At 60.5% G+C, this 22,821-nt stretch carries 21 protein-coding genes; 10 read left to right on the plus strand and 11 right to left on the minus strand.

The genetic code is table 11. The features are described 5' to 3' along the window. Positions 1-52: 52 nt before the first annotated feature. The 3 genes from dcd to putA all read right to left on the minus strand — a co-directional run bounded on the left by dcd (position 53) and on the right by putA (position 4,392). On the minus strand, positions 53-607 hold the full coding sequence (dcd, locus tag PO778_RS12840; protein ID WP_160730875.1) for a dCTP deaminase: 555 nt from the start codon (positions 605-607) through the stop codon (positions 53-55). A gap of 68 nt (positions 608-675) precedes the next feature. Further along, entirely contained in the window at positions 676-1,206 is a 531-nt protein-coding gene (locus PO778_RS12845) for a hypothetical protein (RefSeq protein WP_271439931.1), read from the minus strand. A gap of 42 nt (positions 1,207-1,248) precedes the next feature. Beyond that, positions 1,249-4,392, minus strand: a complete 3,144-nt coding sequence (putA, locus tag PO778_RS12850; RefSeq protein WP_271439932.1) for a bifunctional proline dehydrogenase/L-glutamate gamma-semialdehyde dehydrogenase PutA — start codon at positions 4,390-4,392, stop codon at positions 1,249-1,251. 123 nt (positions 4,393-4,515) lie between these two features. On the opposite strand from putA, the gene PO778_RS12855 reads away from it, so the two are divergent. From PO778_RS12855 to PO778_RS12875, 5 genes are all read left to right on the plus strand, one after another. Continuing rightward, complete coding sequence (locus PO778_RS12855) at positions 4,516-4,965, plus strand: MaoC family dehydratase (protein ID WP_160730872.1); 450 nt, start codon at positions 4,516-4,518, stop codon at positions 4,963-4,965. Positions 4,966-5,041: 76 nt separating this feature from the next. Next, complete coding sequence (locus PO778_RS12860) at positions 5,042-5,641, plus strand: exopolysaccharide biosynthesis protein (RefSeq protein WP_271439933.1); 600 nt, start codon at positions 5,042-5,044, stop codon at positions 5,639-5,641. 82 nt (positions 5,642-5,723) lie between these two features. Beyond that, a complete protein-coding gene (locus PO778_RS12865) occupies positions 5,724-7,679 on the plus strand; it encodes a DUF3604 domain-containing protein (protein ID WP_271439934.1) in 1,956 nt (651 codons plus the stop codon). Positions 7,680-7,689: 10 nt separating this feature from the next. Then, positions 7,690-8,499 carry a peptidyl-prolyl cis-trans isomerase gene (locus tag PO778_RS12870; RefSeq protein ID WP_271439935.1) on the plus strand — a complete coding sequence of 270 codons (810 nt, stop codon included), beginning with the start codon at positions 7,690-7,692 and terminating at the stop codon, positions 8,497-8,499. Next, on the plus strand, positions 8,496-9,473 hold the full coding sequence (locus PO778_RS12875) for a HupE/UreJ family protein (protein ID WP_271439936.1): 978 nt from the start codon (positions 8,496-8,498) through the stop codon (positions 9,471-9,473). Before PO778_RS12870 ends, PO778_RS12875 begins: the two co-directional genes overlap by 4 nt. Here the strand turns inward: PO778_RS12875 and PO778_RS12880 are convergent. From PO778_RS12880 to PO778_RS12895, 4 genes are read right to left on the minus strand one after another with little or no spacing between them, the layout of a single operon-like run. Next, the gene (locus PO778_RS12880) at positions 9,443-10,891 is read right to left on the minus strand and encodes an efflux transporter outer membrane subunit (RefSeq protein WP_271439937.1); all 1,449 of its coding nucleotides are present in this window, start codon (positions 10,889-10,891) and stop codon (positions 9,443-9,445) included. The genes PO778_RS12875 and PO778_RS12880 overlap by 31 nt on opposite strands. Continuing rightward, positions 10,888-11,913, minus strand: a complete 1,026-nt coding sequence (locus PO778_RS12885) for an HlyD family secretion protein (RefSeq protein ID WP_271439938.1) — start codon at positions 11,911-11,913, stop codon at positions 10,888-10,890. The genes PO778_RS12880 and PO778_RS12885 overlap by 4 nt, the downstream gene beginning before the upstream one ends. Positions 11,914-11,928: 15 nt before the next feature. Further along, on the minus strand, positions 11,929-12,645 hold the full coding sequence (locus PO778_RS12890) for an ABC transporter ATP-binding protein (protein WP_271439939.1): 717 nt from the start codon (positions 12,643-12,645) through the stop codon (positions 11,929-11,931). Beyond that, positions 12,642-13,754, minus strand: coding sequence for an ABC transporter permease (locus PO778_RS12895; protein WP_271439940.1), 1,113 nt, complete (start codon positions 13,752-13,754; stop codon positions 12,642-12,644). Before PO778_RS12895 ends, PO778_RS12890 begins: the two co-directional genes overlap by 4 nt. A 111-nt stretch (positions 13,755-13,865) precedes the next feature. Between PO778_RS12895 and PO778_RS12900 the strand changes: the two genes are divergently transcribed. From PO778_RS12900 to PO778_RS12910, 3 genes are all read left to right on the plus strand, one after another. Continuing rightward, positions 13,866-14,507: a TetR/AcrR family transcriptional regulator gene (locus tag PO778_RS12900; protein WP_160730863.1), complete on the plus strand. Its 642-nt coding sequence runs from the start codon at positions 13,866-13,868 to the stop codon at positions 14,505-14,507. A 93-nt stretch (positions 14,508-14,600) separates the two neighbouring features. Further along, positions 14,601-16,550 (plus strand): ATP-dependent zinc metalloprotease FtsH, encoded by a 1,950-nt coding sequence (gene ftsH / locus PO778_RS12905; protein ID WP_160730862.1) that lies wholly within the window; start codon positions 14,601-14,603, stop codon positions 16,548-16,550. Between the two features lie 7 nt (positions 16,551-16,557). Further along, entirely contained in the window at positions 16,558-16,905 is a 348-nt protein-coding gene (locus PO778_RS12910) for a hypothetical protein (RefSeq protein WP_271439941.1), read from the plus strand. On the opposite strand, the gene PO778_RS12915 is transcribed toward PO778_RS12910, so the two are convergent. From PO778_RS12915 to rpoZ, 3 genes are all read right to left on the minus strand, one after another. After that, a complete protein-coding gene (locus tag PO778_RS12915) occupies positions 16,840-18,015 on the minus strand; it encodes a DUF3667 domain-containing protein (protein ID WP_271439942.1) in 1,176 nt (391 codons plus the stop codon). The genes PO778_RS12910 and PO778_RS12915 overlap by 66 nt on opposite strands. 59 nt (positions 18,016-18,074) lie before the next feature. Beyond that, on the minus strand, positions 18,075-18,806 hold the full coding sequence (locus PO778_RS12920; protein ID WP_271439943.1) for a ParA family protein: 732 nt from the start codon (positions 18,804-18,806) through the stop codon (positions 18,075-18,077). Between the two features lie 147 nt (positions 18,807-18,953). Then, on the minus strand, positions 18,954-19,298 hold the full coding sequence (gene rpoZ / locus PO778_RS12925; RefSeq protein ID WP_160730858.1) for a DNA-directed RNA polymerase subunit omega: 345 nt from the start codon (positions 19,296-19,298) through the stop codon (positions 18,954-18,956). Between the two features lie 129 nt (positions 19,299-19,427). Here rpoZ and PO778_RS12930 point away from each other — a divergent pair, with 129 nt between their 5' ends. Next, positions 19,428-20,600 (plus strand): phospholipase D-like domain-containing protein, encoded by a 1,173-nt coding sequence (locus tag PO778_RS12930; RefSeq protein ID WP_235903709.1) that lies wholly within the window; start codon positions 19,428-19,430, stop codon positions 20,598-20,600. A gap of 21 nt (positions 20,601-20,621) precedes the next feature. Here the strand turns inward: PO778_RS12930 and PO778_RS12935 are convergent, their stop codons facing one another. Continuing rightward, on the minus strand, positions 20,622-22,169 hold the full coding sequence (locus PO778_RS12935) for a replicative DNA helicase (RefSeq protein ID WP_202391689.1): 1,548 nt from the start codon (positions 22,167-22,169) through the stop codon (positions 20,622-20,624). A 147-nt stretch (positions 22,170-22,316) separates the two neighbouring features. Between PO778_RS12935 and PO778_RS12940 the strand changes: the two genes are divergently transcribed. Next, positions 22,317-22,814, plus strand: a complete 498-nt coding sequence (locus tag PO778_RS12940) for a UPF0262 family protein (protein WP_160730856.1) — start codon at positions 22,317-22,319, stop codon at positions 22,812-22,814. Positions 22,815-22,821: the final 7 nt, after the last annotated feature.

The following is a 22,821-nucleotide window of genomic DNA, read 5'->3' on the forward strand; positions in this document are numbered from 1 at the left end:
TCAAAGACGCAGCGTCACTGCGGGTTCCGGAATAGGGCGAGAAAATCACGCCCTATAGTTTCGGCAGGGTGACCCCGCGCTGGCCCATATATTTTCCGGCGCGGTCAGCATAGCTGGTCTCGCATGGCTCGTTGCCCTTCAGGAACAGGAACTGACAGGCACCTTCATTGGCGTAAATCTTAGCTGGCAGCGGGGTGGTGTTCGAAAACTCCAGCGTCACATGGCCTTCCCAGCCCGGCTCCAGCGGGGTGACGTTCACAATGATGCCGCAGCGGGCATAGGTGCTCTTGCCAAGGCAAATGACCAGCACATCATCGGGCACCCGGAAATATTCGACGGTGCGGGCAAGCGCGAACGAATTGGGCGGGATGATGCAGACATCAGTCTCGCGGTCGACCAGGCTTTTCCCGTCGAAGTTCTTCGGATCGACAATCGCGCTGTCGACATTGGTGAATATCTTGAATTCGGGCGCGACGCGCGCATCGTACCCGTAGGAGCTGAGCCCGTACGAGATGCAGCCATCTCGCCGCTGTGCTTCCACGAACGGTTCAATCATGCCCTTTTCCTGGGCCTGCGTCCGAATCCATTTATCGCTGAGAATCGCCATGAGTGAGTGATTCCCGAGTGCGGCGCGTGCGGCAAGCTATGGCGCGGTTTTTTCCCCGCTACCGAACATCAGCCGACCGGCTTGGCGCCAAGCGAGGGGTTGAGCCCGGTTATATAATTGAGCCACTTCTTGGGGCGGCGCAGCATTTTGTCGGGAAATTCGACGCGTAGTCCGGCGATCTTCGCCAGTGCACCGACGAAATGGATGCAATTGCGCGTGTCGAGATCGTAATATTTGCCCGGCGCATCACGCCATTTCGCCAGCTCTGCCTTGACCTTGCGGTATTCACTGTCGCTCAGCGTGACGGTGAAGTGGCGGTTGGTTTTCTTGATGTACTTCGGTGTCTCGACCAGAATGTCATGTTCAACCGGGCCGGACAGGATCGCTGTCGATACGGTCTTCGCAGTGAAGCCGAAATTCTCGCTGATTTTTTGTCCGCTTTGCTCCAGCGTTCCCTCCAGAACGACGAAGGTGTGCGGATAGCGCCCGAACAGGACTGAGCCGTTGAAGCTGTGAAAGCTCATCTTCACTTGAGCCGAGGCGGGGAGCGACCAACTGGCGGCGACGAGCGACAGGATCAGGGTCAGGAAACGCAACATGCGCGCTTCCTAAACCCTTTCCAGTGTCATGAAAACAGTCCTTTAGCTTGCCAGCAAACTGGCATTGCCGCCGGCTGCAGTCGTGTCGATGCAAACAACGCGTTCTGTCGCAAACCGTGCGACATAATGCGGTCCGCCTGCTTTCGGTCCGGTGCCCGACAAGCCTTCGCCGCCGAAAGGCTGGCTTTCCACCACCGCGCCGATCTGGTTCCGATTGACGTAGAAATTGCCGACCCGCGCGCGCGCCTCGACAAACCGGCGCGTGTCTTCGATGCGGCTGTGCAGGCCCAGCGTCAGGCCATAACCGGTCGTGTTGATCTCTTCGACCACGTCCCCCAGATGCTCTGCCTTGAAGCGCGCAACGTGAAGCACCGGACCGAAGTTTTCGCGCTTCAGATCCAGGATCGAATCGAGTTCGATAATCGTCGGCGCGACAAAGCATCCGGCGCCGGTACCCTTGGGCAGTTTGCGCCGCCAAACCTTGCGACCGGCCTTTTTGCGCCGGGCGATGTGGCGTTCTAGCGCGGCCTTCGCATCAGGATCGATTACCGGACCGACATCGGTTGCAAGCCGCACGGGATCGCCAATCTCCAGCGCCTCGAATGCGCCGATGATCATTTCCAGTGTCTCGTCGTAAATATCGTCCTGCAAATACAGCATCCGCAAGGCAGAGCAGCGCTGGCCTGCGCTCTGGAACGCGCTGGCGACCACATCGCGGGTAACCTGTTCGGGCAGAGCGGAACTGTCGACGATCATCGCATTCTGCCCACCGGTTTCCGCGATGAATGTCGCGATCGGGCCTTCTCGTGCAGCGAGAGAGCGGTTGATCGCCTTGGCGGTTTCGGTCGATCCGGTAAAAGCGACACCAGCAAGCCGCGGGTCGGATGTGATCAGTTCACCGACATCGCCCGCGCCCGGCAGCAATTGGAACACCGCATCAGGAATCCCTGCCTCGTGGCACAGCTTCACAGCCAGCGCCGCGATAAGCGGGGTCTGCTCGGCAGGCTTGGCGACCACAGTGTTGCCGGCAGCCAGTGCGGCAGCCGCCGGGCCGATAAAGATTGCCAGCGGGAAATTCCACGGACTGATCGTGGCGAAGACACCGCGCCCCGCCATGCTCAGGCGGTTTTCCTCTCCGGTTGGCCCGGGCAGGATGAAAGGTTCGGAGAACATCGCCCGCGCTTCGCCTGCGTAATAGCGGAGGAAATCGACTGCTTCACGCAGTTCGAGAACCGCATCCATCAGCGATTTGCCCGCCTCGCGCTGGCACAGCGACAGGAATTCGTCTGTGTGCTGTTCGAAAAGATCAGCTGCCGCCTCCAGCAGGACCGCACGTTTTTCACCGCCCAGCGCATTCCACCCCGGCTGGATGGCAGAGGCCTGCGCGATAGCTGCATCGATTTCTTCGGGCAGGCTGTCCCGGCGCGTGCCGACCTCGCTGGTCAGATCGTGCGGTTTGTTGATCGGGGCGATCTCCGCCTGGAAATCGGGATCGTCCGAACAGAATGTCGGCTGGGCATGCCAGTGCACCGATTCCAGCTGTTTCAGCCGTGCCATCAGGGGTTCGCGAACCAGTGGGTCGGTTATGTCGACGCCGGCGCTGTTGATCCGATCCGGGAAAATATCGCACGGCAGCGGGATTGCCGGATTCCGCTTGGGATCGAGCGCAGCCATGTCGGAAACCGGATCGGTCGCCAGTTCAGCCGCCGGTATCTCGGCATCGGCCATCCGGTTCACAAATGACGAATTGGCACCGTTTTCAAGCAGGCGGCGAACGAGGTAGGCGAGCAGGTCCTTGTGACTGCCGACCGGTGCATAGATGCGCACCGGGGTGCGCCTGTTGCCTTCCGCCTTTGCCAGTTCGCCGTAGATATCTTCGCCCATGCCGTGCAAGCGCTGGAACTCGAATTCGCTTTCGTGGCTGGTGCTGCCGGCCAGCGCCTTGATCGCGCCAACAGTATAGGCGTTGTGGGTTGCGAAGGCCGGATAGATTGCATCGCCTGCCTCAAGCAATTTTGCGGCGCAGGCGAGATAGGAAACGTCGGTCGCAACCTTGCGGGTGAAAACGGGGTAATCCTTGTACCCGCCAACCTGCGACACCTTGATCTCGGTATCCCAATACGCCCCTTTGACGAGACGAACCATCAGGCGCCGGTCGTGGCGCCGGGCCAGTTTCACGATCCAGTCGCACAGCGGTGCTGCGCGTTTCTGATAGGCTTGCACGGCCATGCCGAACCCGCCCCAGCTGGTGCCGCCGGCCTTGCGGAAAATGTCGTCGTCGCCGGCCAGCGTCTCGATAATGTCCATCGACAGCTCAAGCCGCTCGGCTTCTTCGGCGTCGATTGTGAAATGCATATTCGCCTCGCGCGCCTTGATCGCGAGGTCTTTCAGGATCGGGACCAGAGCGGCCTTGGCTTCGGCGGCATGGGTGTAAAAATATTTCGGATAAAGCGCTGAAAGCTTGACGGAGATGCCCGGCGAAGTGGAAATTCGGCCATCGGTTTCGCCAGCCAGCCGCTCGATCGCGTTCTCATATGCGAGGCGGTACCGTTCCGCATCGGCATAGGTCATGGCCGCTTCGCCCAGCATGTCGAAACTGTGGGTCAGCCCTTCGCGCCGTTCGGGTGCGGCACGCTTCAGCGCTTCCTTGATCGTCCGACCGAAAACGAACTGCCCGCCCAGAATACGCATCGCCTGCAAGGTGGCTTTGCGGATCACCGGCTCGCCCAAGCGGCCTACGGTACGTTTCAGGGTAGTGCGCATCCCCTTCTGGTGGTCTTCGGGCCGTTCCAGAACCTCGCCCGTCAGCATCAGCGAGAATGTCGCGGCGTTGACGAAGGTGGAGGAGCTTTCACCGAGATGTTCGCCCCAGTCGATGTCGCCGATCTTGTCACGGATCAGCATGTCGGCGGTGGCACTGTCGGGCACGCGCAGCAGCGCCTCTGCCAGGCACATCAGCGCGATACCCTCTTCGGTGTCGAGCCCGAACTGGTGCAAGAACGCGTCGATCCCGCTCGCCTTGCGGCGGCGCGCACCCTCGATCAGCTGGACCGCGAGATCGGCGGATTGCTGGTGCAGTTTCGAAGCAGGGTCCGCCTGCTTCATCCGCTCGATCACGCAGGCATCCTCTTCCTGCCGGTAGGCGTGGCGGAAGTTGGAACGGTCCAGCGGAGCGGGTTTGGTCATAGGCGGCTCAATTCTGTGTTGCTTGATTATTGATACTGGCTGTCGATCTGGACCCCATGGCGGTTGCATTCAAGGGGTAGCGTGCCGCATGAGGCGCGAAAGACAAATTGCAGGAGCATTACAATGGCCGGACGGTATTTTGACGAGTGGACGATTGGCGACCGGATCGATCACGAAATTCGCCGGACCGTTACGGAAACCGACAATCTGCTGTTCACCACCATGACCCATAATCCGCAGCCACTACACCTTGATGTGGAGGCGGCGAAGCAAAGCGAGTTCGGCCAAATTCTGGTAAACGGGACCTTCACGTTTTCGCTGATGGTCGGCCTGTCGGTTGGTGACACCACGCTGGGTACGCTGGTGGCCAATCTGGGGTATGACAAGCTGGTGATGCCAAAGCCCGTATTCATCGGCGACACGCTGCGCGCGAGCAGCGAAGTGACCGAGCTGCGCGAGTCCCGCTCGCGCCCAGATGCGGGGATCGTCACTTTCACGCACGAAGCAATCAACCAGCGCGGCGAAGTGGTTTGCCGCTGCCTGCGTTCGGCGCTGCTCAAGCGGTCTTCATAGCGCGGGTAAGCTGTACGGGCAGGGGGGCGGGGAGCAATCGCGCCATTGGTGCGTAGTATTCGGTGCAAGGAGATACATGGCCGAAGACCCGCACAGCATAGAGGACGTGGCCGAAGGGCTTGAAGACGTTGTAGAGGGGGCCGACGAAGTCTCCATTGGCGATGTGCTGGACGAATTCGGCTATCGCAGCTTTGGCCCGCTGCTGTTCTTTCTGCCGTTGCTGGAGCTGTCACCGCTAGGCGGCATTCCTGCCGTTCCGACTGTCATTGCGGCAATTATCGCCTTGATCGCTTTACAGATGGTGTTCGCCAGAGAGCATATCTGGCTGCCAGAATTTATCGAGAAACGTTCTATCAAGGCGTCGCATGTCAAATGGGCGGGCGAGAAGCTGAAGAACGTTGCCAGGCATATCGACGGGGTGCTGCATGAAAGGCTGCGCAGCCTTTCGAAAGGGGTGATGTTGCGGGTAATCGGCTGCGTAATCATTGCCTTGTGCGCGATGGTCCCGCCGCTTGAAATAGTCCCGTTTGCCAGCTCGCTGCCCATGCTCGGGATTGCTGCGCTGGGTCTCGCGATCATTGCCCATGACGGCTTGCTGGTCCTGCTTGCCGGGTGCCTGTCGAGCGGGTCGGTCTATCTGGCCGCCACGAGCCTGGGTTCAGGTGGCAGCGGATAGCAAGCCGCGCGGCTTGACGATTGCGGTAAGTCTGGCATCTTCCCCGTCTGACTGCGGAAAACCGCGGCGGGGGAGGACATTCATGAAAAAGATACTCGGCATCGCATTGGTGGTGATCGCGGCTGGGGCAGCGATCTGGTGGTTCTTCCTGGGCGAAAATCCTGAACGTGATGCAGCAAGGGCGGCAGAGGCGGAAGCGGCTGTGAGCGTGGCTGAGTACCCGCAACAGGTGTTGTGGGGGGACACCCATCTCCACACCGACAATTCGATCGATGCCTTCGGTTTCGGTACGCGTCTCGGCCCTGAAGCGGCGCTGCAATTTGCGCGCGGCGACAAAGTCATGTCGACCACCGGAATCGAGGCGCAACTGGCCCGCCCGCTCGATTTCCTGGTTATCGCTGATCATAGTGACGGTCTTGGTGCCACTCGCAGGCTGTATGATGCGCCGCGAATGCTGATCCAGGACCCGACGTTAAAGCGCTGGCACGACATGATGCACGAATCGCCGGAACAGTCGCAGATGGCCATTGCCGAACTGATCACCGCCGCATCCGACGGCACCCTGCCAGAGGCGTTGCGCGATCCGGAAACACAGGAAAAAAACACCCGCAATATCTGGCAGAGCCATCTTGCGACGCTCGACAAATATTACCAGCCGGGCAAGTTCACCCCGATTGCCGGATACGAATGGACCCTGATGCCGGGCGGCAACAATCTGCACCGCGTGGTGATGTACCGCGATGGCTATGACAAGACCTCGAAAACGCTGCCATTCCCGGGCATCGATGGAAATATCGAAGGTTTGTTCGACTACATGGATGCCTACGAGGAAGCGACCGGCGGCCGGGTGCTGGCAATCCCGCACAATTCAAACCTCTCCAACGGCATGATGTTCGAACTGACACAGGCCGATGGTGGTCCGATGACAGCCGAATACGCGCGTCGCCGGGCGATGCGCGAACCGGTGGTCGAAGCGACGCAGATCAAGGGAGACAGCGAAAGCCATCCGTTCCTCTCACCGAATGACGAGTTTTCCGGTTTTGGCGATATCGGGTGGGAACTCGGCAATTTGCCTCTCACCGCAGCGAAGGAGGATTCCCAGTTCGCCGGCGAGTATCTGCGCGAGGCGCTGAAACGCGGCCTCTCGATCGAACAGCAGACCGGCGCGAACCCGTACAAGTTCGGCATGATCGGATCGACTGACAGCCATACGTCGCTCGCCACCGCGGACGAGGACAATTTTTTCGGCAAGCACACAGGCAACGAACCGAATGCCAAGCGCGCGAATGAATCGCAGAATCTCGGCACGCGTCAGGGCCGCTTCGGGTGGAATTACCTGGCTGGCGGATATGCAGCGGTTTGGGCGCGGGCCAATACCCGTGCAGAGATCTTCGACGCGATGATGCGGCGCGAGGTTTACGCGACAACCGGACCGCGCATGACCGTGCGGTTCTTCGGCGGGTTCAATTTCAGCGGCACCGATTTTGCGTCTGACTGGGTTTCCGGTGCCTATGCCGCCGGTGTGCCGATGGGCGGGGAACTGAGCGACAACGGGACGGCGCCGCAATTCATCGTCTCGGCGCTCAAGGACCCTGACGGCGCGCATCTCGACAGAGTGCAAATCGTCAAAGGCTGGACCGATGGTCACGGCACCTTGCGCGAAAAAGTCTATGATGTTGCGTGGTCGGATCAGGGTACCAGGCGCTCTGTCGCCGGCAAGGTCCCTGCGGTTGGCAACACTGTCGATCTGGCCACCGCCAGCTACACCAACGACATTGGCGCGCCTGAATTGCAAACCGTGTGGACCGACCCCGATTACACCAAGGGGCAGCGAGCATTCTATTACGTTCGCGTGCTGGAAATTCCGACCCCGCGCTGGACATTGTTCGATGCAGTGAAATTCGGTTTCAAGTTGAGCGAAGACGCGCTTCGTGATGCCGTGGCCCAGGAACGCGCCTACACCTCGCCTATCTGGATCGGCCCAGCGTCAGACGGTTCCTTGCCAGACAGCACCTTGCCAGATCGTGCCGCTCCGTAAATATGCGGCAATGACGCTAAAAACCTTGGTGCGGGAGCCGCTGGCTCATTTCCTGATCGCGGGGGCTGCACTGTTCGCATTCTTTGCGTGGAAGGGGGAGCCTGCCGACCCTGCGAGCCGGACCATCACGATCAGCCAGGAAGACCGCGCGCGGCTGGCGCTGCAATGGCAACAGACCATGCAGCGGCCGCCAACCGATGCGGAACTCGACAGTCTGACGGAAACGTGGCTGCGCGAGGAAATCCTCTACCGCGAGGCATTGCGGCTGGGTCTGGATCAGGGCGATGCCGTCGTGCGCAAACGCCTCGCCAACAAGATGGACTATCTTGCCGCCAGCGCGGCCGAGACTGAGCAACCTTCGGACCGGACGTTGCAGCAATGGCTGGCAGAGCGCCCCCAGCGCTTTGCCGAGGATACAGTCTACAGTTTCGATCAGCTCTATTTTTCAGAGCGAACGCGCGCGGAGGACGCGCTGGCCAGCCTTGATTCCGGCGAGGGCTGGCAGGCGCTCGGACAGACAATTTCCCTGCCGCCAACCGCTGAACAGCAAACCGTCGATGCGGTGGAGGGCCGCTTTGGCATCGCCTTTCGTGAACAACTGGAAGACATCGCGGAGCTGGGCCAATGGACAGGACCGCACGTGTCCGGATTTGGCTGGCATCTGATCCGCCTTCGCCAGCGCGATACGGGTGAGGTGCCGCCGTTTGCGCAGATACGCGAACAGGTCGAGAATGACTGGCGCGCGCAGACCCTCGAAGACCGGAAAGCCAAGGCTTACCAATTGCTGCGCAAAGCCTACGATGTGACCGTGGAGAAATGATCCGCGCCTTCGTTTTGATCGCGTTGATGCTTTGGCCTGCCGTGCTGCATGCAGATGACTTGCGGCCCGGCTACATGGAGTTGACCGAGCAGACGGAAGGTGCGTGGCAACTGGTCTGGAAACAGCCGGTCGTCGCCGCGCCTGCTACCCGGCCTGCGCCGCCACGTCTGCCGGGAAATTGTGCCTTTGCCGGGGTGCCCGATATCGGGATTGCCGCGCAGGCAATCATCGGATCAGCGCAGGTCGAATGTTCCGGGACGATCGGGGGCGGAACCATCGCGATGCCCGACATGCTGGGGCAATCGGATATGCTCGTCAGGATTGCCCCGCTTGATGGGCCGCCGCAGGCCATGCGGCTGACGGCCAGCGAACCGGCCGCGCTGATCGCGCAGCAGCCCGGAACCTTGCAGGTACTGCAAACCTATTTCGTGCTCGGTGTGGAACATATTCTTGCTGGCTGGGATCACCTGCTGTTCGTGATTGCGCTGGTCTTGCTGGTTGGCCGCTGGAAAGCCGCAATTGCCGCCGCCACAGCCTTCACAGTTTCCCATTCCATTACTCTGGCCGCGGCTTCGCTGGGCTTTGTCGGATTGCCGGGCAGGCCGGTGGAGGCGCTGATTGCGCTGTCGATCGTGTTTCTGGCGGTCGAGGTGCTACGGTTACGCAGCGGCCGCGCAACGCTGACCCGGCGTTTTCCGTGGGTTGTCGCCTTCCTGTTCGGCCTGCTCCACGGTTTCGGCTTTGCCGGCGCGCTTAATGCGATTGGCCTGCCCGAAGGGGAAGTTGCCCCCGCCTTGCTTGCCTTCAATATCGGGGTGGAGGCCGGGCAGTTGCTGATCGTGGGCGCAGTACTGCTGATCCTTGCCGCAACCCGCCGGTTCGCCGCAGCCGCATATCTGCCGTCGATCCGGCTGGCCGCCTACGCGATCGGAATCACGGGGGCTTACTGGCTGGTGGAAAGGGTTGCATCCTGACCGGCAGGAGTGCCTGCATCGCCGCCAAGCGCCTGCCAGAGTAGAACCCGTGCACGCTGGGCCCGGCCACGTGATGCCGCCGCGCGCTCGCCCGAACTGTCCGCCGCGCGCCGCGCATCCAATACGGTGAGAAAGTTCGACAGGCCGGCCCGGAACCGGACTTCTGCCAGTTCAGCGGCGCGGGCCGCGCTTGCGCGTTCACGCTCCGCCGTTTCAAGCTCTCGGTCGGCAGCCGCGACCAGTCCATAGGCAGCCTCCGCCTCGCCCAGCGCGGTGAAAACCTGACCGCGATAGGCCTGAAACGCGGCGCGTTTGCCGGCAGCGGCACCGTCTATCTGCGCTTCTATGCGCCCGAAATCGAGTAACGGGGCAAGCAGAGATCCGCCGACTGAACCAACCACCGCATCGTCATCGAACAAGTCGCCAAGATCGAAAGCGAGCAGCCCGAGCACGGCAGAAAGGCTGAATTGCGGAAACCGGTTTGCTGCAGCAGCATAAAGATCAGCGTCCGCCGCCGCGAGCCGCGCTGCGGCCGCTTGAACATCGGGACGATTGGCGAGCAAATTCGACGGAGTGCTTGCTGGCGGTGCAGGGGCATCCGCAGAGGGGGCGTCGCTGGCGAGCGAATTGCGCACCGATTGCGCGGACCGTGCGGTCAGCGTGGCCAATCGGCCGACTATGCGTGCCTTCTCGCTTGCCAGCGCTGCGATCCGTGTGCGGCTGGCCTCTGCCGCGGTTTCTGCGCGCACCCGGTCGAACCCCGGCGCAATGCCCGCACGTTCACGAATGTCGGCCAGCGCAACCAGCGATTCTGCTGCAACAAGGTCTTCCGAAAGTGCGGCTTCGCGTGCCTGAACCGTGCGCCAGTCGATAACGCTGCCCGCGATTTCCGAAAGCAGCGCAAGGCGGATGGATGCCGCGTCTGCGCCAGCGGCATCCGCAAGGTTTGCGGCAGCGCGTTCTTGTGAGCGCAAGCGCCCGAAGATATCCGGGTCCCATACCGCCGCAAGATTTGCGCCGTAGGCCACTCGTTCGGTGTCGATCCCAATCCCCGCAGGCAAGCCTGCACCGAACTGGCTTGGGTTGGTGCGTGTGCCGGTGATGGATGCATCGCCGGTTACCAGTGGCAACCGGTTCGCGCTTGCACCGCGCGCGCGCGCAATTGCGGCATCGACCCGTGCCGCCGCCTCCAGCAGGGTTGGCGCGCCTGCAAGCGCCTTGGCAGAAAGATCGGCGAAGGCTGGATCGTTGGCAGGCAGCAGAGCATCGAGTGAAGCTGCTGTGGCTGCATCCGGCGCAAAGGCGAATGTTGCCGGCAGTTCCGGCGCGGGCACGGCGATATCCGGTGCCGGGCCAGCCACGCAGGCGCTGAGCGTCAGGCTGGAAATACCCGCCAATATGAGCGCTGCGTGTTTCATTCGGCGGTTTCCTGCGTTTTGCCGCCGCCATTATTTTCGCCATCCACGGCGGGGATAAAGGCATCGACCTGCTGGCCGACGCGGAAGAGTTGCTCCGCCCCCTCTGCATCTGCTGGCAGTTGATACAGCACTTGCAGCACGCGGACATCGACCCGTTCACTGGCGCTGTTGGTCAGCGATGTCTTCGGCACGACCAGTGGTTCGGCGCGGACGAATTCGGCATTTACCTGACGATCGGCTGCACCGCGCGGGGATACCAAAGCGGGCGCACCCAGCTTGATCCGGGGCGCTTCGGATTCGTCAATGTCGATCCGTATATAAAGCGGCCGGGTCTCGCCCATGCGGATAAATGGCTGCGAATTTCCGCCCATTGTCGAAACAAATTCGCCGGGCCGGATGTTGACCGCAAGAATCTCGCCTGTGATCGGCGCGCGTACTGTCAGCCGGCCCAGTTCGGTGCGCGCGCTGGACAAGGCGGCCTGCGCTGCGGCCAGCCGGGCGCGGGCCAGTTGCAGGCGGCTGCGGGCGGAGGATGCGTCACCCTCGGCCTTAATCACTTCGGACCGGCTGACTGCGGCTGAATCTTCTACACTGCGATAGAGCGCCAGCTGCGCCTCTGCCGTGCGCTGCGCGGTTTGCGCCTCGGCGATGGCAGCGCGGGCTTCGCCGATTGCCGCGTTGGTTTCGCCAATGCGCGCACGGGCGGCGCGGTCATCCACCGTGAACAGCGGCTGGCCCTTGGTCACATAGTCGCCGGGCTGCACCCGCAAATCGGTAACCAGGCCGGACAGCGCGGTGCCGATGTCGATAATCTCGCTGGAAGGTTCGACAAGGCCCGCCCCCGCCACGCGTGAGGAATTGGCCAGCGCGCCGGTCGCCCGGGCCGGTTCCTGATCGGGTTCGGACAGGCTGCGATCGGGCAGGCCGCGCCAGATGAAGAAGACCGCGAAGGCCAGACCGACAAGCGCAATGATCGGCAGAATCCGGCGCGAGAAACTGAGGTTTTGTGGGAGCAAGGCCATGTCTGGTGTCCGTCTCTAGTGATCTTCCGGCATGTCGGTGCCGTCATGCGTGATGCGCCCATCCTCAAGCACGAGGATGCGGTCTGCGAGGTCGAAAATGCGGTTGTCGTGAGTAACGATGATAACGCTGCGGTCCTCGGCAACGCCAACTTCGCGAAGCAAATCCATGACCCTGCGGCCCGATTTTGCGTCCAGCGCTGCGGTCGGTTCGTCACACACGACCAGACGGGGTTCATGGACCAGCGCCCGCGCGATTGCCACGCGTTGCTGCTGACCGCCGGATAGCTGGTTGGGCAATTTGTCTGCCTGATCGGCAATGTTGAGCTTTTCCAGCATCGCGACGGCCCGTTCGCGGGCGTGCTTGCGGTCCATACCCTGCGCAATCAGCGGCACTGCCGCATTGGACGCAGCGTCGATCGACGGGATCAAATTATACTGCTGGAAGATGAAACCGATATTTTGCAGCCGGAAATTGACCAGCTCAGTATCCGACAAGGCATAGATATCGGTTCCAAACACCTCGACCTCGCCCTGCGTCGGCCACAGAATTCCGCACATGATCGAAATCAGCGTGGTTTTGCCGGACCCGGATTCGCCGACCAGATAGGTCAGCTCTCCCGATTGCACCTCGAGGTCGATACCGTGCAGAACGGTGATCGTATTCTGTCCCGCCGAAAAATCCCGGGTGACCCCGCGGGTGCGGATTGCGGTGGTCGTGTTTTCTCCGCTCATCGGAACACCGCCGCCGGTTCGGTTTTCATCACCCCGCGCAGGGCGACCCAGCCGGTCAGAGTGATGATCAGCACCATCGCTGCAAACGAAATGAGCGGTATCTGCCAGGGAATATAGAACCCCTTGAAAGTGGGATTGTTGGAAAAGGCGGAAATGAACCCGACCGTTCCCAGGACGCCCAGACCGTATCCGATCATGCCGACCATTCCCGCCTGAATGGCGACCATCTGGGCGATCTTTCCATTGGTAACGCCGATCGCCTTGAGCGCGCCGAACTGCTTGATGTTGTCGCGGATAAACAGGCTGAAAGTCAGGCCGACAATCGCCACCCCGACAATGAAACCCAGCAGCACGGTGATCCCGAAATTGAGCGGGATACCGGTATTCTCGATAATGAAATTGACCCCGCCTTGCGCGAATTCGTCACGCGTTTCGGCTTTCAGGCCGGTTTGCGTTTCGATTCTTTCGGTCAGTTCTTTTGCACTTATGCCATCGGCGGCACCGACAAGGACGAAGCTCAGCCGGTTGCGCGTGCCCGGCACATATCGCAGCGCCTGGCTGTATTTGGTGTACAGCACCACGGTGCTGGTAAAGCTGGGAATGGCATCGGCAATCCCGCGGACGACAGCTCGCTGGTCATTGAGTTCCAGCCGTTCTCCCATCGGGGACGCTCCGGGGAACATGCGCGCCGCGCCGACATCGTCGATGATGACTGAATCCGGCTGCGACAGGACATCAGTGCTGCCTTCTATCATGCCTTTTGGCAGACCGATCAGCGTGGCATCGTCGACCCCGATGATCGCAACGCCTTCCAGATCGCCATCCTTGGTCCTGACGGAGGCCTGACCCCGGATATGCGGCACCGCCCATTCAACGCCCGCGACACCGCGCACCTGGTCAAGCGCGGTAGACGGCATGGCATAAGCGACATCGCTGGTCCGGCTGACCGGGTCCATCACCCACACATCTGCGCTGGAAACGTTATAAACACCGCTTGCCCCGCGTTCGAGCAGATTGACGAAGATCGTCAGCTGCTGCGTGATCAGGAGGGTGGAAAACGCGATGCCGAACAGCAGCCCGTAGAACTTCTGCCGATCGCCTGTCAGCATGCGGATCGCGATCCAGAGCACTAGCCACCTCTTGCGCGGCGCAGGGTTGTGATTTCGCGCCACTTCCCTACATATTGAACGTTAGCGTTTAATTGAACGGAGCCGTTCATTTTGTCAACGGGCGACCAGAAGAAAACCACTCAGCGTCTCGGTCGCCCGACCGATGATGCAAAGCGTGCGGCCATTGTCGAGGCCGCCGCGCAGATGTTCTTCGACGTCGGTTTTGCTGCCACTGCGATTGAACAAGTCGCTGCAAAGGCAGGGGTTTCAAAAGTCACCGTGTACAATCACTTCGGTGACAAGCGCGGGCTGTTTGCGGCCGCTGTCGAATGCGAATGCGAAAAGATGCGCGGGCATTTTTCCATCGATTCCAGCAACACAGAGGATCTGCACGTGTTGTTCCGGCGAATCGGTGAGGGGATGATCGCGTTTCTTTCCCGGCCCGAGATGATCCAATTCGAACGCCGGATTGCTGCGGAAACCGTGCATGATCCGGAACTGGGTATCGCATTTCTCGACGCCGGGCCGCGGCGTATGAAGCGGGCATTCTCGGCTCTGCTCGACAGTCTCGTTGCGGCTGGCAGGCTGGACATCGAAGACACTATGGTGGCCGCTGAACAATTCGCCTCGATGTCGAAGGGGTTCGGCGATCTGGAGCGGCGATTCGGCGCTGCGATAGATCGTGATTTGAACCGCAGACGCCTCGAGGGTGCGGTTGAGGTTTTTCTTGCCGCCTACCGCAGATCAGACTGATCGCATTTTTCGCACCTGCCGGTGAACGGCGTTAGCTTGCCATTCACTCGCGTGCTCCTACATTATCAGGGATAGATAAGGACCTTCTCGCCGATGAACGACGAAAACGAACCGCAGACACCCAATCCCTGGGTAAAAAGCCTGATGGTATGGGGCGGCATTTTCATGGCGCTCCTGCTGGTGGTGACCATGTTCGGCAATGCCGGACAGCCCAACGCGACTCTGATCGATTATTCCGGCTTCCGTGACAAGGTGGCCGAGGGGTCGGTCGCGAAGGTCGAGATCAGCGCGGACAAGATCACTGGCACGATGAAGAATGGCGAGACGTTCTCCACGGTGCCGGTCGGCAACGATTCTGGCCTGACCAAGCTGCTCGACGAAAACGAAGTCAGTTATACCGGTGTCGCGCGTGAGACGATGAACCCGCTGCTGTACATCCTGATCCAGTCGCTGCCGTTCATCCTGATACTCGGCATCGCGTTCTTTGCCCTGCGCCAGGTCCAGAAGGGCGGCGGTGCAGGCGGTGCGATGGGCTTTGGCAAATCGAAGGCTAAATTGCTCACCGAACGTCAGGGCAAGGTGACGTTCGAAGATGTCGCGGGTATCGACGAAGCCCGCGAGGAGCTGGAAGAAATCGTTGAGTTTCTGAAGGATCCTCAGCGCTTTTCCAAGCTGGGCGGGCAAATCCCCAAGGGCGCGCTGCTGGTCGGTTCGCCCGGTACCGGTAAAACGCTGCTCGCGCGTGCAATCGCGGGCGAAGCGGGCGTGCCGTTCTTCACCATTTCAGGCTCCGACTTTGTCGAAATGTTCGTCGGCGTCGGCGCAAGCCGCGTGCGCGATATGTTCGAACAGGCCAAGAAAAACGCTCCGTGTATCGTCTTCATCGACGAAATCGACGCGGTTGGCCGCCACCGCGGTAACGGGGTTGGCAATTCCAACGACGAACGCGAGCAGACGCTCAACCAGCTGCTGGTCGAGATGGATGGTTTCGAGGCGAATGAAGGCATCATCATCATCGCGGCAACCAACCGCCCTGATGTTCTTGACCCGGCACTGCTTCGTCCCGGCCGCTTCGACCGTCAGGTCGTGGTTCCCATTCCTGATATCGACGGGCGCGAGAAAATCCTCGGCGTGCACATGAAGAAGGTACCGCTGGCACCTGACGTGAATGCCCGCACAATTGCGCGCGGCACGCCCGGCTTCTCCGGCGCGGACCTTGCCAACCTCGTCAACGAGGCGGCGCTACTGGCTGCCCGGCGTAACAAGCGTCTGGTTGCGATGCAGGAATTCGAAGACGCCAAGGACAAGGTCATGATGGGCACCGAACGGCGTTCCATGGTGATGACCGACGACGAGAAGAAGATGACCGCCTATCACGAAGCCGGCCATGCGCTTGTCAGCCTGAATGAAGAGGCTTCTGACCCGATCCACAAGGCTACGATCATTCCGCGCGGCCGCGCGCTGGGCATGGTCATGCGTTTGCCGGAACGGGACAATTACTCTTATCACCGCGATAAAATGCATGCGAACCTTGCAGTTGCCATGGGCGGCCGCGTTGCCGAGGAAATTATCTTCGGACACGACAAGGTGTCGAGCGGCGCATCGAGCGATATCCAGTACGCAACCGATCTGGCCCGTAACATGGTGACCAAATGGGGCATGTCCGACAAGCTCGGCCCGCTCCAGTATGAAGCCAGCCAGGAAGGGTATCTCGGCATGGGCCAGACCCAGCGGACCATGGCCGGTGCGGAAACCAACAAGCTGATCGATGCGGAAATCAAGCAATTGGTCGAAGACGCACACAAGCGTGCGACCGATGTTCTGAAGAAGCAGGAAGACAAGCTGCACCTGATCGCGCAGGCGATGCTCGAATACGAGACGCTGACAGGTGAAGAGATCGACCAGCTGATGGACAATGGCAAGATTGACCGTCCCGACGCGCCCAAGGGCCCCGCTGTAGTCAAGCCGATGCATGGTTCCGCGATCCCGAAGGCGGGCAAGAAGTTCGGCGGTTCCGGGGACAGCGCACCGCAGGGTGCCTGATAGCTGAGTGGCCAGGTTGTCACCGGCTGACCGGCGGCGGCTTGGCTTTGTCTATGACTTGATGCTGGGCGGCCAATGGCTGCTTAAGCGGGCGTCGGTGCTGGTTCTTGGTCTTATCGCAATCGGACTGGTGCTGAACGCCGACAAGCTCCCCGGGCTCTTTACCGATGCCTTAGTTGGCGTGCTGATCCTCGCTGCGATGAACCTGTTTTGGGTTATGATACTTCGGTTGATTGATGGCGTTCTGGCATATCCTGCCGGACAGCAGCGCGGAGTGGGCGATCCGGTGTCAGGCGACTACGATGCCGATCATGATCAGGATAAACAGGGTCATCGTGATCCAGATGCTGACTGACAGGACCAGCATTCGCCAAATTGCGCCGAAACGGCTCAGCCCGTAAGCCCCACGCAGAGAGCGGTAGAGGTGGAACGGAGCATACAGCGCAGGCAGCGCGATCAGCGGCCAGATTCGATACGCGATCCCGACGGACATGATCACTGCCAGCATCGTCATGAAACTGATTGAATAGGTGACGACCACGGTGTGATCATACAGTTTGAACCTGCGGCTGAACGGGAACAGGATCCACATGAATGGCAGGCTGAGTGGGATCAACAACCAGCTGAGTTTGTAAGCATTGGTCTGCAGTTTATAGAGCAGCAGGCCGGGATTATCCCGCGCCTTTTCCCATGACTGTTCCAGCCAGTTGCCAGCTTCGTCGGTGGCGGTTTCTTCCACGCTTGACGCAGTGGCGGCATCGTTAGTTTCGCCCTTAACGGCCGCAGCCAGATCACTCGGATCGACTGTGATCGTCGGTTTGATCAATGAACCGCTTCCATCGCTTGCCGCGCCTGTTTCCGCCAGTTTTGCGATCAGATCGCGGGAGGCCGTTGCGCCGCGGATCCTCTCCCGCAGGGCTACCCGTTCTTCGGCGGTCAATTCTGCCGAGGCGAGCTGATCGTTAAGGTCGGCAACTGTGCGGTCAGCCTGTTTCAGGCTCTCCTGCAGTTCTGCCGAGGTGGCGCCTTGAACTTCCGGTGAGATGTCGCCGAACCCGCCATTTGCGTTGAACAGGGCGAAGCTGACGAACACAGTGAACAGGAACAAGGCTATCGGGCTGAGGTACTTGGCCCGTTTGCCGTCGATATATTCGCGCATCACCTTGCCTGGCCGCCAGATCAGCAGCGGCATGGTTCGCCAGAATTTACCTTCGAAATGAAGCACGCCGTGCACCAAATCGTGCATGAAGCCGCGCAGGGACCGGTGGACGTGCGCGCGCTGGCCGCAATTATGACAATGCGCACCCATCAGCGGCGTGTCGCAGTTCAGGCAGGCGGATTCGTGCGTGTGTCCGTCTGGTCCCGGTGTGTCCGTTCCGGTCTTTGGTTCAACCGCGCCGGCCAGGCCCGCGCCCAGCACGCCTTCGCCGACAGCACCTGATATATCGCCTATTTCCCCGCTCATCCGGTACAAATACCGCGCCGGGCCGAATTGGTCGAGGGGGCAGCGGAAAATCGCAGCAGTCAGCTGCCGATCAGCTTGCGCTCGATTGCGGTCCAGAGCTTCTCGAGGCTCTGCGCTGCCGGGGTGGATGGGGCAAACGCACCAATCGGTTTCCGGCGCACCGCACATTGCTCGATCGCGCTGGCAAAGGGGATTGCGGGCCAGTCGCTGGCGGCTTCGCGCGCCTCGACATGCAGCCTGCGCCGCATATCGAGCATGTTGAGCACCGGAAGGATCGGCGGGTGTTTCCTGCCTGAAGCCTTTGCAGCCCTGGATATCTGGTCGAACGACCGGGTCGACAGCGGGGAAGGAGGCAAGGGCACGATAATAACATCCGCCACCCGCAATATTTGCGTGCTCAGTTCATTCATGACCGGCGGGCAGTCGAGAATGATCCGGTCGAAATCCCGTTCAAGCGTATCCGCCATTCGCGACAGCCGGTTGCGATATCCGACGCGGTTGAGGTGGGCATCAAGCGTGCGCACGCTTTCGTCTGCGCCCAGCAGGCTCAGCCGCGGGTAAGGTGTGGCCGAGACCAGTTCGGCAGGCACGCGGTCGCTCGAGAAAATTCGCGCTACCGGTTTCGTTGCGGCTGGTTCGGCATCGAGCAGAAATCCGGCTCCGCCCGACGGATCGAGATCCCACAACAGAGTCGCACGCTCAGAAATGCTGGCCGAACACCACGCCAGATTTGCAGCAAGCGTGGTTTTTCCAACGCCGCCTTTCACACTGTAGATCGCGATTACCGCCATAGGGCTTCCACAAATCCGGCAGGTACATCACCGTGCCTGTTTCGAACGCACTGGTTCTCAAAAGCAAAAGGGGGTTGCAAACGCAAAAGGCCGCCCCGTCAAGGAGCGGCCTTTAAATGCCCCGCAGAGGGACTAGTTCGCAATCGGTCAGCCGTCGTAATCGGCGCCAATCGAAGTTGAACGGGTGGGCGCGGATGCAGTGATCCGAAGCGCTTCTGCCGACTGGCTGAGCGAGCCGACTTCATCCGCTTCGTCTTCGTCGTCAGGCAGAATTTTCTGCAGGCCGGTGATGACGCTTTCCTTGAGTTCCTTGGGCTTGATCGTCTGCTCTGCAATTTCACGCAGGGCGACAACCGGGTTCTTGTCCCGATCGCGATCGATAGTGAGTTCTGCGCCGCCCGAAATCTCGCGGGCACGCTGTGCAGCAAGCAGAACGAGGTCAAAACGGTTAGGGACCTTGTCGACGCAATCTTCGACGGTAACGCGCGCCATGGGCACTCCAGTAAAACTTGTGTTTCAGGAAAGCGCGTCGAATAGGCGCAAGCCCGGCGAGAGTCAAGAATTTGCGGCGTGCTGCGCAACGGCCTTGCCTAGACTATCGCAGAGGGCCAAATGGGTCGGATGGAAGCTGAACCAGATGCCTGTGAGCACGCATATCCAAAGCCGTTTCAGGTAGAAGCGCAGGGCCATGTTTTCGAGTTTCTGCCCGACGGGGTTCACCGGTTCGACGCGCTCCTTGCGATGATCGCCCGGGCCGAAAGCACGCTCGACCTGTTCTATTACATGTTTCAGGATGATCCTGCAGGGCGGATCGTGCGCGATGCTCTGGTCGAGGCGCAGAAACGCGGTGTCGACGTTCACCTGGTGGTCGACCGATTCGGGACCGATGCGAAGCAGGATTTCTTCCAGCCAATCGTCGATGCGGGCGGAAAATTCGCGGTCTTCAATCCCAAGAAGACGCTCCGCTACCTGATCCGCAACCATCAGAAGATGACCATCGTGGACAAGGAAACCGCGCTGATGGGCGGGTTCAACGTCTCCGAACATTATTTCAAACCGCCCGAAGAAAACGGATGGGCCGATCTGGGCGTTATCGTGCGCGGGCCGGTCGTGAAGGATATCTGCGCTTGGTTCGGTCAGCTTTCGGAATGGACCTCCTCGCCAAAGGCGCAATACCGCGCAATCCGCACCATGGTGCGCGATTGGGACCCGGGTGAGGGCAAGGTTCGTTTTCTGGTCGGCGGCCCGACCCGCGTGCCCAGCAACTGGAACCTGAACGTCAAACGCGATCTGGCCAAGGCATCGCGGCTGGATATGGTGATGGCGTATTTCTCGCCGCCGCGCAGCTTCCGCCGTTTAATCCGCAAAATTCCCCGGCGCGGAACCGCGCGTCTGGTGATGGCGGGGAAATCGGATAATGGCGCGACAGTCGGCGCGGCGCGGGCCACCTATGGCGGGTTCCTGAAAGACGGCGCGAAGATCTACGAATTCCAGCCCTGCAAGCTGCATATGAAGCTGATGGTTATCGACAACGCGGTCTATTTCGGCAGCGCGAATTTCGATCACCGGTCGATCCGGGTGAATATGGAGCTGATGATCCGGGTGGAAGACGATGAGGTGGCGGACAAGGTGCGCTGCCTGATCGACGACATGATCGACTCATCGATGGAGATCACCCCGGAACTGCACCGCAAGCGGCGCGGTCCGATCAGTATCCTGCAATGGTGGGCTGGCTGGTTCCTTGTCTCGGTGCTCGACTACACCGTCAGCCGGCGTCTGAACGCCGGTTTGTAACCCAGCCTCGGGCCGGCTCCGCTAGCCCTCGTCGTACTCACCGCGAATATCGTCATCTGCGAGATCGCTGAACTTCGTAATCCGCGCTTCGAACCGCATCCTGACCTTGCCGGTCGCACCATGCCGCTGCTTGGCCACGATCAGTTCGGCCAGTCCGAACACGCGCTCCATTTCCGCCATCCACGCGGCATGTGCTTCGTGCACTTTCTGGTCGTCCGTTTCGATCGGACGCTTGGGCTCCTTAGATGCGACGTAATAGTCTTCGCGGTACACGAACCAGACCATGTCGGCGTCCTGCTCGATGGAGCCGGATTCGCGCAAGTCGGACAGCATCGGGGTTTTGTCTTCGCGCTGTTCAACCGCACGGCTGAGCTGGGACAGCGCAATAACCGGAACCTCCAGTTCCTTGGCCAGGGTTTTCAGGCCCCGGCTGATTTCCGAAATCTCGTTCACGCGGTTGTCGTTGGCGCGGCCGGTGCCCTGCAGCAATTGCAGGTAGTCGACGATGATCAGGCCGATATCATGCTTGCGCTTCAGCCGGCGGGCACGGGTGCGCAGCGCGGCGATGGTCAGTGCCGGCGTGTCATCGATGAACAGCGGCAATTCGGCCAGGCGCTGGCTGGCAAAGCTCAGCTTCTGGAAATCGTCACGGCTGATCTTGCCCATGCGCAGCGCTTCGGAAGAAATGCCCGCCTGTTCGGACAGGATACGTGTTGCGAGCTGGTCGGCGCTCATTTCCAGACTGAAAAATGCCACCGGCGCGCCGACTGTTTCCTCGATCCCGTCAGCCTTGTCGCGCAGGTAACGGTCGGCACAGTTGAACGCGATGTTGGTGACCAGCGATGTTTTGCCCATACCCGGACGTCCGGCAAGGATGATCAGATCCGAATCGTGCAGGCCGCCGATCTTCTGGTTGATACTGGACAGGCCGGTTGTCTTGCCGGAGATATTGCCGCCCGAATTGATCGCCATTTCGATCAGGCCAAGCGCCTTGTGCGAGGCGGCGGAGAATGATGATGCCTCGTTCTGGCCCCCGGCGCCCTCTGCCACCTTGAACAGCGACGCTTCGGCTTCTTCGATCTGCTGCATCGGCGCGACGTCTTCGGAGGTGTCGAGTGCGCCCTCCACCAGAGTGCGGCCAACCGTCACCAGTTCGCGGAGCAAGGCGAGGTCATAGATCTGTTCGGCAAGTTCGCGCGGGGCGAGCAGGCCCTGACCATCGGCGGTAAGGCGTGCGAGATAGGTGATCCCGCCTAGTTCCTTCAGCGCTTCGTCGGTTTCGAAATAGGGTTTCAGCGTGACCGGCGTGACCACGGCATTCCGGTCCAGCAGGGTCAGCACACGGTCATAGACGCGTTGGTGCACCGGTTCGAAGAAATGTTCGGGCCGAATCGGTATCGGCAGTTCCTCGATCACCTTGTTGTCGATCAGAACTGCGCCCAGAAACGCTGCCTCAGCCTCGATATTGGAGGGGAGGCTGCGGCCCATCGGCAGTTTCTCACCGGATTCACCAAGGGAATCGGCAGACGCTCCTGCATCAGGGCGGACAAGCAATTGTTCATCGGACATGGCGGCCTTTTGCGCGTGAGGTGACCTGATTTGCAAGGGGCTGGCGGCAAAAATTGAGTGCCAGTTTGCCGCATTGACCTGTGGATAGCGGGGATGAGTTTGGTTTAGCTTGCAAGTCACCCTTCGCATCTGCGAAAGCGGTCACAGATGTCCGGCTCCACCAAACCAGATTGGCGTATCGCCCATATCGCGCTCGACGAGGATACGATCCTGTGGCGCAATGCCGATGTGGAGCAGGAACGGCGCGTGGCGATCTTCGACCTGATCGAGGAGAACACGTTCAAGCCGATCAGGGCGGCGGAGAAAGGGCACAACGGCCCGTATCATCTGGCGCTGGCTGTGCGTGATGGCCGTTTGGCACTGACCATCATGGATACTGATGAAAACGTCTTGGAGGAGCTGATTCTAGGCCTCGCCCGGTTCCGCCGTCCGATCCGGGAGTATTTCGCGATTTGCGACAGCTATTATCAGGCGATTCGCAAGGCCACGGCTGCAGAGATCGAAACCATCGATATGGCGCGGCGCGGGGTCCACAACGGCGCAGCGGAATTGTTGCTGGAACGGCTTGAAGGCAAAGTGGAAACCGATTTCGCCACTGCACGCCGTCTGTTCACGCTGATTTGCGTTCTGCACATCAAGGGTTGAAGGCACC

Source organism: Pontixanthobacter luteolus (assembly GCF_947494915.1).
Classification (GTDB): Bacteria; Pseudomonadota; Alphaproteobacteria; order Sphingomonadales; family Sphingomonadaceae; genus Pontixanthobacter; species Pontixanthobacter luteolus.